This window comes from Candidatus Thiothrix sulfatifontis (assembly GCA_022828425.1).
Lineage (GTDB): Bacteria > Pseudomonadota > Gammaproteobacteria > Thiotrichales > Thiotrichaceae > Thiothrix > Thiothrix sulfatifontis.
Genome location: CP094685.1, coordinates 50,965 through 63,717, shown reverse-complemented (window position 1 = coordinate 63,717; position 12,753 = coordinate 50,965). Strand labels below are relative to the sequence as shown.

The following is a 12,753-nucleotide window of genomic DNA, read 5'->3' as shown; positions in this document are numbered from 1 at the left end:
GTATGCAAGCTTTGATTCTCGGCGGTGCACGTTCTGGTAAAAGCCATTATGCCGAAACGTTAGCGCAACAGTCCGGTCACGAGGTTATTTATATCGCGACTGCGCAAGCGCATGACGCTGAAATGCAAGAACGCATTACCCATCACCGCGCTACTCGCCCTGCACATTGGCTGACAGTAGAAGAGCCATTAACACTTGCCGCCACCCTGCAACATCATGCTGCTTCACACCGGCTGTTGCTGGTGGATTGCCTAACACTGTGGTTGACCAATTTGCTGTGTTTGGAAGACGAGCAACGTTTGCAAACGGAAACCACCGCATTGTTACAGACACTCCCGCGTTTGCCGGGGCATACCCTGTTGGTCAGTAACGAGGTGGGGTTGGGCGTCGTGCCATTGGGCGAATTGACGCGCCGTTACGTTGACAGCGCAGGGCGCTTGCATCAGCAATTAGCCGCACAACTGGAAACGGTGGTGTTCATGGTGGCAGGTTTGCCACAGGTATTAAAAGGACATTTCAATGGATTGGCTGAATGAACCCTGCGCGAGCGCGACAGAACATTACCGAGAATTTGCTTTACAACGTCAGCAACAACTCACCAAGCCTAGCGGCGCGTTAGGCAGGTTGGAAACGTTGGCAGTGACATTGGCAGCGCTGCAAGGCCGTGAAAACCCCCGTGCCGATAGGGTTCACATCAGTATTTTTGCCGCCGACCACGGTGTGGCGGAAGAGGGTGTATCCGCCTTCCCGCAAGGGGTGACTGGGCAAATGGTGCACAATTTTCTCAACGGTGGTGCCGCTATCAGCGTACTGGCACGAGAGCTGGGTGCAACGCTGGAAATCATCGACGTCGGTGTCAAAGACCCGCTAAACCATGCAGGGCTGATCAGTCAACGTGCCGGTGCGGGTACGGCAAACAGTGCGCAAGCCCCCGCGATGACCCACAGCCAGCTCAATCTTGCACTGCAAGCAGGCTACGCCGCTGCCGAACGCGCCTATGCGAATAAAGCACACCTGTTTATTGGTGGTGAAATGGGCATCGGCAATACCACCGCCGCGACCGTGTTGTATTGTGCCTTGCTGGATGTTGCACCAAGCGTCGCCACCGGCGCAGGCACAGGGCTTGATGCTGCCGGTATTGCGCATAAAGTGAATGTTATTCAACGCATTCTTGATGTGCATCGCCATCACCTGAATGCGCCGTTGGAGGCATTGCGTTGCGTCGGTGGGTTTGAAATTGCCGCATTGGTCGGGGCGTATTGGCGGGCGGCTCAACGGGGCATTCCCATTGTGGTGGATGGTTTTATCAGCACCGCCGCCGCATTGGTGGCAGTGCAACAGCAGCCGAATGTGCAGCAATGGTTATTGCTCAGTCATGCGTCTGCCGAACCGGGGCATGTGTTGGCAACCGATTTTCTGGGTTTGCAGCCGTTGTTGGATTTGCAAATGCGGTTGGGGGAGGGCAGTGGCGCGGCGCTGGCTGTGCCGTTGTTGCGCATGGCGTGCGCTTTACATAATCGCATGGCAACGTTTGCTGAAGCAGCGGTGGCGGGTGAAGCGGCAGCGCGATTGTGATGCATAATATACCCCGCTATTTTTTCCTTGCGCTGTCATTTCTGACCCGTATTCCAGTGCCGGATTTGGGGAAGCTGGAAGCAGTGGATTTTGGGCGGGCAGCTTTATTTTATCCATTGGTGGGCTTGCTGATTGGTGCTTTGTTGTGCCTCCCGCTGGTATTGTTTCCACACGCACCGGCGGTATTGCTGGCAGCAATAGTGACCGTGTTATGGGCGGCTATTACTGGCGGGCTGCATCTGGATGGGCTGGCAGACAGTGCCGATGCGTGGCTTGGCGGTTTCGGCGATGTGGAAAAGACGCACCGCATTCTCAAAGACCCGTTGATCGGTGCGGCGGGTGCAATCGCGCTGGTCGGGTTGTTATTGCTGAAATTCGCCGCGCTGGTGGTGATCCTTGAAAACAGTGTGTGGTGGGTGGTCTTGCTGGCTCCGGTATTGGGACGGGCACTGGTATTGTTACTGTTTCTGACGACACCTTACGTGCGGGCGGGCGGCTTAGCCAGTGCAGTTACCGCGCATTTACCGCGTACCATGGCGTGGTGGCTCACACTGGCAACGTTGCTGCTGGTGGCACTGGTTTCCTTGCACGGTTTGGGGGCGGTACTGCTGGGATTTTGGTTGTTGCGGCGGATGATGGTACAGCGCTTGCGAGGTTGTACCGGTGATACCGCCGGTGCAACACTGGAAAGTGGTGAAATGTTGTGGCTGCTGGGGGTGGCATTGGGCTTGCCAGCGTAAGGTGGCTATGGCGCTTGGAGCAGTGCCATCACAACCGGCATATTCAAGTGTGTTTCCAGTGTATCCGCCAGCCGTTCGAGTTGTTGTTCGCGCACAGCATTGATGTCGAATGTGTCTGCCTCGCGTAAACCTGACCATTCCAACAATGCTTGCAATGCTTCCGGCGCGTCAAATAGCCCGTGCAAATACGTCGCTAATATCTGCCCATCGGCAGAGATTGCGCCATCCGGTTGTCCATCCAAATATACCGCTGGCGCTTCCAACGCTTTACCCGTGCTAATGCCGCAGTGGATTTCATAGCCGTGAAGAAAATCCTCCCCTAACCCCGCCCAGCCGCTACTCGCGGCGCTTGCGCCCTTTTGCAAAGGAGGGGCAAGAGTGCCTCTGCGGTTAGTGAGTTGTTTTTCGGGGTGCAGGGTCGTTTCCAATTCAAGTAAACCCAGCCCCGCATAACTACGCGGTTCCCCCTCCATCCCGTGCGGATCGTGAAGCGCTTGCCCCAACATCTGCAAACCGCCGCACACCCCGATCACCTTCCCGCCGTAACGCAAATGGCGCTGAATTGCGGCTTCCCAACCTTGCGAGCGCAACCACGCCAAATCAAACCCAACATTCTTACTCCCCGGTAGAATCAGCAAATCCGCCGCCGGAATGCTTTCCAAGTGCCCCACATACTGAAAATCCACCTGCGGATGCAAGCGCAACGGCTCAAAATCCGTATGGTTACTAATATGCGGCAAGCGCGGCACGATGACGCGAAATTGTTCCCTTCGACTCCGCTCAGGGAACGGGACATCCCGGTGGCTGAGCGTAGTCGAAGCCAGCGTAGTCGAAGTCTCCGGCACGGCATCCTCCGCATCCAAATGCAGCCCATGCAAATACGGCAACACCCCCAACACTGGCTTGCCCGTATACGCTTCCAACCAATCCAGCCCGCCTTGCAATAACGCAATATCGCCACGAAACCGATTGATCACAAAGCCTTTCACCCGCGCCTGTTCGGTTGCCGAGAGCAACGCCAACGTCCCCACCAAATGCGCGAATACTCCGCCTTTGTCGATGTCAGCAATCAAAATCACGGAGCAATCCGCGCGTTCCGCAAAGCCCATATTGGCAATATCGCCCTCACGCAAATTGATTTCCGCTGGGCTGCCTGCACCTTCCACCATCACGTAGGTGTATTCCGCACACAGCCGCGCATAGGAATCGAACACCGCCACCGCTGCCTTGGGTTTATAACTGTGGTAATCGAGGGCTTCGAGATTGCCAATGGAATGCCCTTGCAGGATAACTTGCGCCCCCGTATCGGTATTCGGCTTGAGGAGAACGGGATTCATGTGGACACTGGGGACAACGCCAGCCGCCTGCGCTTGCAAGGCTTGCGCCCGCCCGATTTCGCCGCCATCGGGGGTAACGGCGCTATTCAATGCCATGTTCTGCGGTTTGAACGGCACGACGGATAAGCCGTGCCGTTTGAAGACGCGGCACAGCCCCGCGACTAATGTGCTTTTACCCGCATCCGATGTACAGCCTTGCACCATCAAGGTTGGCATGATTGAATTCCTTGTTCCAGACGTAACCAGTCTTGTTCCGTAGCAGGCAAGCCGAAGCGTAACGCCGCAGGCTCGGTGAATAAACGGGTGAGGATTCCCTGCGCTGCCAAGGCTTGATGAATGGTTGCGGCGTGGGGTGAGGGCAGATAGCTAAACAATGGTGTACTTTGCACCGCATCACCGTAATAACGTTGCAATAAGGTGTGTAAACGTTCACCCGCCTGCACCAACCGGGAACGCTGTTGCTGCTGCCATGCCTGATCCGCCAATGCCTGTTGCCCTGCCCAGCGTGCCGGATGGCTCACCGACCAATCACCCTGCAAAGCAGCGATAGCCTGCAAAAGCGGGATTTCCGCCCAGACAAAGCCTAAACGCACGCCTGCCAAGCCGAAAAATTTACCCACCGAACGCAATACCACCAGCCCTGCCTGCGGCTCATGGGTAATCAGGCTTTGCGTCGGGGTAACATCCATGAACGCCTCATCCACCACCAAACAGCCACCGTGTTGCAGCAAGGTTTGCTGCCAGTGGCGTAAGGTTTCCGCTGAATAACACTGCGCGGTCGGGTTGGTTGGGTTGACCACCACTAGCACATCCAGCGTAGGCATCACTGCTGCTACTTGCGTCGGGTTTAACGCTTGTACAGTGTGACCTTGTGCCGACCATGCGTGCTGATGGCTGTGGTAGGCAGGGCTGATAATCCCGACGCGGCGGTTGGAGGGAAAGCATTGTGGCAACAGCTTGATCGCTTCCTGAGAACCGCTGACGGGTAACACACAGGAGCTACCGTAATAATCGGCGGCAACGCTTGCCAGCCCATCATCGCTTTCCGGCAAACGTTGCCAGCACGCGGATGGAACAGGCGGCAAAGGATAAGCCCACGGGCTAATGCCAGTGGACACATCCAGCCAATCCGCCAAGGGAATGCCAAATGTTTGGCTGAAACGCCTTAATTGCCCACCGTGATTATGCGAAGAAAACACTAATGCCTCCAATGATCAAGGTGATACCCGCCCACAGATACACACCCCGATCCAGCAAGCGGATCGCACTGGTAATCGCGGTTGCGTCCGGTATTGACCCCGCACCGAGCGGCGGGCGAGCTTTGGTTTGCCCCGCATACACCGCATCGCCGCCGAGCTGCACTTGCAACGCACCCGCGCCCGCAGCCATGACCACTCCGGCATTGGGGCTGTACCAACGACTGCCTTGGGTACGCCACGCCAGCATCGCAGCAACAAAATTCCCACATAGCGCATACGTCAACGCCGTCAAGCGTGCCGGAATCCAGTTCAACACATCATCCACTCGCGCTGCCCACTTGCCGAACCGCTCAAACCGTTCACTGCGATAACCCCACATCGCATCCAGCGTGTTACTCAAACGGTACAGCACCACCGCAGGCGCACCACCGATCATCAGCCAGAATAAGGGGGCAAACACCGCATCGCTGCCATTTTCCAGCACCGATTCGATGCAGGCACGGCTTACTGCTGTTTCATCCAGTTGGGAAGTATCGCGGCTGACCAGCCAACCGACTTTTTGGCGGGTTTGCGGTAAATCATCCGCCAGCAGTGCTTGTTGCACCCACTGGGCGTGTTGGCGCAGGCTTTGCCAGCCAATCGCGAGCCAACCACCGAGAATACCCATCCAAACACCGCCGAGCAGGGTATCCAGCCACCAAACGGCAATGCTGAAAGGCAACACCGCCAAGCACCACGCCAGTATGCCGTAGTGAATGCTGCGGTTATTGAGGTGGAATTCCAGCCAATCCGCCAGCTTGCCAAAGCCGACCAGCGGGTGAAAACGCGGGGGTTCGCCCAACAGCCGATCAAATAGCAGCGCAGGAGCAAGGGTTAGGGCTGAAATCATGCAAAAAATCCATCATCCAACGTCCGCCCATACCGCCAGCCTTCTGCTTCCAGCATAGGAACAGAATAAAAAGCATCCACCTGCCCAATACACAAAATGGCAATCGGCTGACTGCCTGCGGGTAAGGTCAACCATTCAGCCAATGCCAGCGGATCAAACATCGACACCCAGCCCATTCCTAAATTTTCAGCACGGGTCGCTAACCACAGATTTTGAATGGCACACGCCACGGAACACAACGCCATTGCTTGCGGCATTGTGCGCCGCCCAAATAACGTACCGTCGTCTGGTGCAACGCTTACCACCCACAGTTCAGCACAATCGCGGATACCTTCCACTTTGAGGCGTAGGAATTCTTCACCCCGTTCCCCTAACGCATTCGCCGTCGCCGCCCGTTCTGCCATCACCAATGCCGCAATACCCTCACGTTGCTGGGTAGTGCGGATACGTTGGAAACGCCAAGGCTGCATCAGCCCCACCGACGGGGCTTGATGGGCGGCTTGCAGTAACCGCTTAATGGTCGCGTCATCAATACGGGTGTTTGGGGTGAAGTGCCGCATATCGCGCCGTGCGGCGATAACGCGGTAAAGGGTATCGCGTTCTTCCGCTGAGAAATGCGGCACATTAGGTGTAGAAAGCTCGCTCATGTTGCCAGCGTGAAATCAAGGAAGGTGTAGTTATATTCGCCAGTGAAACTGCCCAATGCCTGTATTTTCAGTGGGTATGAAAACAACGGCCCATCGGTCACAAAAGTATGGAATTCGCCGCCTTCACCGCAAACATCCACACCCATAGCCTCCAATTCCTGTATGGCAGCAACATCAAGCTTGCGCCCTAACCAGCTTTCATCCAACACGCCCTGCTTGACAGCAATGATGTGCGTGGTGAAACCAACAGCATGAAATTCCGCCAGTAGTGCCGAGTGTGCGTCTTCCCACAACGGAAATAGCACAGCTAGACCCACCTCTTCGCCCACCTGTTCCAGCCATTCGCGGTGTGCCTGAAGGTCAATGTCCCCCGAAATCAGAGCTTCAGCCCCTTGCTGTTTGGCTTCGCTCAAGGCTTGTACGTACACCGGGCGATACCCTTCCCACGTCACCGACGGCGTGATCAAAGGCAAGCCCATTGCCGCCGCCTGTTGCTGCAATACTTTTGGACGTAGGGCATGAGCGCGGGTGCGCAAACCATCCGCTTCCAGCATGGTCAGCAATGCTTGGGGCTGATGCCCTGCCTGCATCGCGCGATACAAGGCGAGGCAAGCATCCTTGCCCCCGCTCCATGAACTGATCAGTTTCATGTTACTTGCCGTGTGCCAATGAGCGGTTCACCATTGACACCGCAACGTGTACGAATGTGCCAACCGTGACATACAGACCAGTCACATACAAACCGTGCGGCGCGTATTTCAGTAAGCGTCTGCCCAATTCCACCACACTGAATTCTGCAAATTTGCCAGAGAAGGCATAGAAGCTACCGCTGGAAATGAATTCCGACACCGCAAAGCCGACCACAACCGCCAATACCAGTTTGCCCAACGTTGCCAGCGTTTCGCCTTGCCAAGCAGAAGCCAACCAACGCCCTGCCACAAATAGCGCACCATAGGCGGGAACGAGCGCCACATACGCCCGCGACACACAGAAATCGCTGACACCAAACTGGGTGATGGCAACGTAATCAATCACCACAGCCACTGCCATGAATACCCCGAACGCCATCAAATTCCGCAAGTAAAATCCCGCAAGGAAAAATACCGCTTTCGACGCATCCAGCAAGTGATCCGTGACATGAGCGCGGGTAACAAGCATTGCCAGCAGCAATACGCCACCGACCAGCCATTGGTTTTTGGTTGAAAGTGTAAACATCGTTCTATCTCCTTAACATTATTTCGGTGCGTATTTAACCGTCACCAGACCATTAACACCGTCTTGATTATAGCCGTTGTTGGTTTGGTAATCTTTGTTCAATACGTTGCTGAGTTTTACCCCGACCGTCCAGCTTTTCGCCAGTTGGTAATCGGCGCGTAAGTCGAGCGTGCCGTAACCCGCCAGCTTTTTACTCTCGGTGTTAGCGGTATCGGTGTAACGCTGGCTTTCGCCACGAACTGTTGCACCCACACGGAATTTGCCAAGGTCACGGTCAATATCGACGCTGGCAAGCCGTTCGGGGCGGAGTGTCAAGTTTTTACCCGCATCTGCACCACTGCGGTTTTCGGGTTTCTGGAGGGTAAGATTGGTATTCACCTCCCAGCCTGCCAATTGCGTCCCCGCACTCAGTTCCATGCCTTGAATCCGTGCTTTTTCGGTTTGGCTGACCTTGTAAGTTGGCGGCGGGTAGCTGATCAAGTTGTCGATGTTATTGCTGAAAGCATTCGCCGACCAACGCACCTTGTCACCGGCGGCTTTGCCGGAAACACCGAGTTCAGTGTTTTGCGATTCTTCCGGTTGCAAGCTGGCATCGCCACTGTTGGGGAAATACAAATTATTGAAGGTGGGGGCTTTAAACGCTGTGCCATACGCCGCCGTTACGCGCATTCCATTGGGTAAATCACGCCCGACCGCCACGCCGCCGGTGGTGTGGTTGCCAAACTGTTCGTTATCATCCTGACGCGCCGATATATCGAGTTGTGTCGCGCCGAGCGTGGTTTGGTAATTGCCAAATAGCCCAGTATTAGCGCGGCTGGCAATGGCGTAGGTCGTGCTGCTATTGACCTTGTCCTGTTGCTGCTCAATGCCGACGGTCAGCGAATCGTTGGCACGCACCGCCACATCAGCTTGCAAGGATACGGTGTCGCGGGTGGTGTTAAAGCGGCTTTTGAATGCGCCATCCTTGAAATTATCGCTCTCATCCTTGGCTTGCCCAAGCTGCGCGGTCAGCACCGCTTTATCACCGATGCTGTGGCGCACTTTGCCACTGAGCGCTTGCTGCACGAACTCGCCTTGATTGCCGAAAGCTCCGTCATAATCATTGTTGCCTTGCGCTTGCAACAAGGCAACGTCTACATCCGTGCCATTGGCAAAGCGATGTCCGGCACGCAGGGAAACGCTGTCGCGGGCGTAACCGTCGGCATCTGGCTCTTTATTATTGGCGGTGGCGTTGAAACCGTCGGTTTTTTCCGTGCCAGCATTCACGTTGTACCAAGTCGTCGTATCACCGCCCGCCAGATTCACGTTGGCTTTTTGGGTATTGTTACTGCCTGCACTGATGCTGATTTCCGGCTGGAAACCTTTACCGCCTTTGCGGGTAAAAATTTGGATGACACCACCAATTGCTTCCGACCCGTACAAGCTGGAACGCGGGCCGCGCACCACTTCGATACGTTCTACCTGATCCAGTGGCAGGTCTTCAAATGCCACCGTACCCGTGGTTGCTGAACCCATTTTAATGCCGTCAATCAGCACCAAGACGTGGCTGGAATTCGTACCACGGATGAATACCGAGGTCGCTTTGCCCACGCCACCGCTGTTGCTCAGGGTAATACCGGGCAAACGCCGCAACACTTCCGGCACACTGGTCGCCTGATATTGCTCAATGTCTTTACGGGTAATAATGCTCACAGGAGCAAGGGTTGCATCCACTGTGCGTGCTTTGCGGTCAGCAGTCACAACGATGTCATCGAGGGGAGTGGCGTCTTCTGCCAACACCAGCGGGGATGTCAATAGGTAAATAGCAGCAGTGCCAAACACGGCGGCAAGAGGGGATAATTTCATGGGGTATGGATTTCCGTAACGCTGCGCCCATCGCGCACGTGTGTGAAGACGACTCGCTAGAGTCGCGCCTTGTCAGGCCGGTGTCGGACTTGTCAGGTTGAGTGAACCTGCTTACCGTTGCGAGGGCAGTGTGGGGCTTGCACCCACTTCCCGTTTAACGTTGTGTTGACCACAATGCACCTGAACAGCGCGGCAATCTACGGGATTATTCCGGCAGAGTCAAATCATGCGTGGTTATGCACGACTGACAACAGACTCATCATGTTCATGAAACATTTCTTGTCTATGCTAATGGATAGCAGTCAGCCCGATTATTCCACGCATAGGAGTGCGTTTCATGAACACAATGACCATCGACATTCCACTACGCATCACCGTTTCTCTCGGTACGCCAACCACACCCGCCGCCCCCGCTGAAGTGACGGTATTACAGCCGCCAGCGCCCGCCCCGCTGGAGACCGCAGCAGAGCTGGAGGTGGAACGCATCACCGACCGTGATTACCGCAATCGCAGCGGGTATTCCCCCGATTTTTTGGAGGCAAATGTCCCCGTGCCGTTGCCGATTCTGACCGATGCGCAACGCAGCAATGCGGCTAAAAACAATCAGACTGCGTCGCAAGCCGACGATACGGTGTTGCCGTATCACCATTTTTCCATCGTTATGAACCGTAGTCGCCAACTGGCTTACTACACCGTGGTGAATATTGATGGTGAACGCATCCGTGATGTGCCGCGTTCACGTGACAAATGGGCGTATGACCCGCGCATTGCCGAATCTGAGCAAATTGGCGAAGATTTGTATGCGCGTAACGCCTTGGATCGCGGGCATTTGGTGCGGCGGCGTGACCCGGTGTGGGGCGCAGAGAGCGAGGCGCGTAATGCCAATGCAGACACCTTTCATTTCACCAATTGTTCGCCGCAACACGAACGCTTTAATCAAAACAGCGAAACTTGGTTGGGCATCGAAGATTACTTATTGAATAGCGCTGTCAGCGAACGTAAGCGCTTGAGTGTGTTTACCGGGCCCGTGTTTGAGGAGGAAGACCCGTTGTACCGTGGGGTGCGTTTGCCGTTGCGCTTTCTGGAAAATCGCGGTACACGTCAAGGCGGATGGGAGTCTTGCGGTATCGGCGTATTTGCTGGAGCAGCAAAGCGTTCTCGGTGATTTGCAAGCGTTGGCGCGTTTCAATGCGCGGGTGTTTCAAGTCACGGTAGAAGAAATTAGCCAACGCACCACGTTAGATTTTTCCTACCTCAGCAGCTTTCAAGTGGATTTGAATACTGGCACGGGCTTGGAACGGGCGGGTGCATTCCCACGGCGGCGCGTGGCTGAGCTTACTGACATCGTGCTGTAAAAGGGTAAAGGGGCTGAACGGAATCAGCCCCTTTACTTCAGCGTGCAAGCTTACCAGCGTTGCGACCAGAAATTCCCATTGTGGAAGTAATGCACGTAATCGCCAATCATCACGCTGCGGTCATTCTGCGGGTACATCCAATATTCCTCGCGCCCGCGTTCAGTAATCAGCGGGGGTAACTGGCGGATTTTCTTGGTCGCCTTGTCCACCTCAAACCGATACAGCCCAGTCTGAGTGTGGTCGTAATAATCGGACGGTTGACCCTGCATCCCTTGCTGCGGGGTGTCATGCAATTTGATCGGCAACGCCACCCGCAAATCCGTACCCACGGGCAATACGCTGACAGCATGGTGATCGTGCAGCGCCGCAGAGTCAGTGCCGCGTTTGCCGAGAATCAGTTTATCCACTTCTTTCATCTCACCGGGTTTGCTGGTGTCGAACAGGGAGAGTTTCATACCCTGATACCATGCGCCCCGGAAATCGCCGTTCGTGTCAGCAAGCGCATCTTTGCCAATGCCCAGCAGCAAGTGTTTGCCGACGGGGTGCAGGTAGTCGGAAAAGCCCGGTATTTGCAATTCGCCCGCGATGTACGGGTCTTGCGGGTTGGTCAAATCCAGCACATACAGCGGGTCGGTGCTGCGGAAGGTGACTAAATACGCCTGATCACCGACAAAGCGGGAGGCGTAAAGCTGTTCTTCGGGTTTGCCAATGTGTTGCGGGCGCTTGCGGTTGGGCAATTGTGATACCAGTTGCAGACCGTCTTTGCCGCCTTCCTTGAGGATGCTGAGGATGCCGGGGGATTTGCCGTAAGGCGCGGTAATCGCCATCGATGGGTCGCTGAATTGGTCGTTTTCGGTAATGACGCGCAGATAGCCATCTTGTTCGCTGAAACGGAATGCGGATTCTTGCCCGCTCAAATGCCCCGGTACGGAGCCGCTGCCACGGTAGGCAATGTCAGTGCCGGTGAAGGCAAATTTGTGGATACCAGTGTTGCTGCGCGAGCCTTGCGCTGGGTTGTATTGGTAGTCAGTGGTGGCAAGGTAAAGCGCTTGCGGCGAGGCGTACAGGGTTTCGGTATTGCCCACGTAGCAACGGCTTTTGAAGCTGAAGTCGGCGGCATTCAAATCCACCGCCACTACGCTGATAATGTTGTTGCTGTAATAGCCGGAATCCGCGTCTGCTGTTTTCGATGGACGGTTGACGTAGCAATTATCGGCAGTGACCAATGGCGCGGTCTTGCCATCTGCGGTGCGATAGGTTGGCAGAAAATCTTGCGCGGTGAGCTTATCCAGCCCGCTATTCATGTTGATTTGTGGGTAACTTTGCAATACCAGATACAGCGTATCACCCACCCGGCGGCTGGCGTTGAGGTCGCCACCCAATTGCACTTTTAGGGTGGACGCGGCTTTTTCAGGCTGGCGCACGTCGATGTAGTTCAATTCGGTTTGTTGCGGGCGCGGCATGATGTAAGGTGGCGGCATCATGGCGGCTGTTCCGGCGGGCATTGGCACGGGAACAGGCATGGCTTGATACGCATTGCCCAGCGTTACCAGAGCGGCGCTGTTTTCCGGCGAGGTAGAGATTTTGCAGGCTGCTGCCTTCGGGTAATGTCAGGCGTTTGACTTCTTGTAGGTTTTTACCGCCGTCGTTAATCTGCATAATGCGCAGGGTGTTGTCTTGGTAGTGCTGGTTATTGGGTGCACCGATGGCGTAGACGTGGCGACCGTCGGTCTTGATGAGATCAGCTTCATCGACCCCGCGTTCTTGCAGATTGGTGGTGGAAAAGGCAGGCGCTCTGGCGGCAACGGATGTGGCAGCCGGTGCAGGCGCTGCCATCGCGACAGGCGCACCCATTGCCGGGGAATATTGCGGTTGTTGATACGATTTAAGCAGGTAATCGCGTAATTCTGCGGCGCTGGTTTTCTTCAGTCCGCCGGTTTCGTTATCAACC

Annotated in this window: 12 protein-coding genes, 1 pseudogene and 1 riboswitch; of the genes and pseudogenes, 5 read left to right on the top strand and 8 right to left on the bottom strand. The window is 55.5% G+C overall.

Features of this window, described 5'->3' with window-relative positions; translation table 11 throughout:
* Positions 1-2 precede the first annotated feature (2 nt).
* The 3 genes from cobU to cobS are packed head-to-tail and all read left to right on the top strand — an operon-like array spanning position 3 to position 2,315.
* Positions 3-536, top strand: a complete 534-nt coding sequence (cobU, locus tag L3K52_00350) for a bifunctional adenosylcobinamide kinase/adenosylcobinamide-phosphate guanylyltransferase (GenBank protein UOG92200.1) — start codon at positions 3-5, stop codon at positions 534-536.
* A complete protein-coding gene (cobT, locus tag L3K52_00345; GenBank protein ID UOG92199.1) occupies positions 520-1,575 on the top strand; it encodes a nicotinate-nucleotide--dimethylbenzimidazole phosphoribosyltransferase in 1,056 nt (351 codons plus the stop codon). The genes cobU and cobT overlap by 17 nt, the downstream gene beginning before the upstream one ends.
* Positions 1,575-2,315 carry an adenosylcobinamide-GDP ribazoletransferase gene (cobS, locus tag L3K52_00340; GenBank protein ID UOG92198.1) on the top strand — a complete coding sequence of 247 codons (741 nt, stop codon included), beginning with the start codon at positions 1,575-1,577 and terminating at the stop codon, positions 2,313-2,315. Before cobT ends, cobS begins: the two co-directional genes overlap by 1 nt.
* A 5-nt stretch (positions 2,316-2,320) precedes the next feature.
* Here cobS and L3K52_00335 read toward each other — a convergent pair whose 3' ends face one another.
* From L3K52_00335 to btuB, 7 genes are read right to left on the bottom strand one after another with little or no spacing between them, the layout of a single operon-like run.
* Positions 2,321-3,868 (bottom strand): cobyric acid synthase, encoded by a 1,548-nt coding sequence (locus tag L3K52_00335; GenBank protein ID UOG92197.1) that lies wholly within the window; start codon positions 3,866-3,868, stop codon positions 2,321-2,323.
* Positions 3,856-4,851 carry a threonine-phosphate decarboxylase CobD gene (gene cobD, locus L3K52_00330; protein ID UOG92196.1) on the bottom strand — a complete coding sequence of 332 codons (996 nt, stop codon included), beginning with the start codon at positions 4,849-4,851 and terminating at the stop codon, positions 3,856-3,858. Before cobD ends, L3K52_00335 begins: the two co-directional genes overlap by 13 nt.
* Entirely contained in the window at positions 4,835-5,740 is a 906-nt protein-coding gene (gene cbiB / locus L3K52_00325; GenBank protein ID UOG92195.1) for an adenosylcobinamide-phosphate synthase CbiB, read from the bottom strand. Before cbiB ends, cobD begins: the two co-directional genes overlap by 17 nt.
* Positions 5,737-6,387: a 5,6-dimethylbenzimidazole synthase gene (gene bluB / locus L3K52_00320; protein ID UOG92194.1), complete on the bottom strand. Its 651-nt coding sequence runs from the start codon at positions 6,385-6,387 to the stop codon at positions 5,737-5,739. The genes cbiB and bluB overlap by 4 nt, the downstream gene beginning before the upstream one ends.
* On the bottom strand, positions 6,384-7,037 hold the full coding sequence (locus L3K52_00315) for a diphthine--ammonia ligase (protein UOG92193.1): 654 nt from the start codon (positions 7,035-7,037) through the stop codon (positions 6,384-6,386). Before L3K52_00315 ends, bluB begins: the two co-directional genes overlap by 4 nt.
* A gap of 1 nt (position 7,038) precedes the next feature.
* On the bottom strand, positions 7,039-7,602 hold the full coding sequence (locus L3K52_00310) for a hypothetical protein (protein UOG92192.1): 564 nt from the start codon (positions 7,600-7,602) through the stop codon (positions 7,039-7,041).
* A gap of 18 nt (positions 7,603-7,620) precedes the next feature.
* Complete coding sequence (gene btuB / locus L3K52_00305) at positions 7,621-9,447, bottom strand: TonB-dependent vitamin B12 receptor (GenBank protein ID UOG92191.1); 1,827 nt, start codon at positions 9,445-9,447, stop codon at positions 7,621-7,623.
* Between the two features lie 57 nt (positions 9,448-9,504).
* Positions 9,505-9,646: riboswitch (cobalamin riboswitch) on the bottom strand.
* A gap of 138 nt (positions 9,647-9,784) precedes the next feature.
* On the opposite strand from btuB, the gene L3K52_00300 reads away from it, so the two are divergent.
* Positions 9,785-10,612 (top strand): DNA/RNA non-specific endonuclease, encoded by an 828-nt coding sequence (locus L3K52_00300; protein UOG92190.1) that lies wholly within the window; start codon positions 9,785-9,787, stop codon positions 10,610-10,612.
* Positions 10,584-10,802 carry a hypothetical protein gene (locus L3K52_00295; protein UOG92189.1) on the top strand — a complete coding sequence of 73 codons (219 nt, stop codon included), beginning with the start codon at positions 10,584-10,586 and terminating at the stop codon, positions 10,800-10,802. The genes L3K52_00300 and L3K52_00295 overlap by 29 nt, the downstream gene beginning before the upstream one ends.
* 50 nt (positions 10,803-10,852) lie before the next feature.
* On the opposite strand, the pseudogene L3K52_00290 reads toward L3K52_00295, so the two are convergent.
* A pseudogene (locus L3K52_00290) lies at positions 10,853-12,638 on the bottom strand (beta-propeller domain-containing protein).
* Positions 12,639-12,753: the final 115 nt, after the last annotated feature.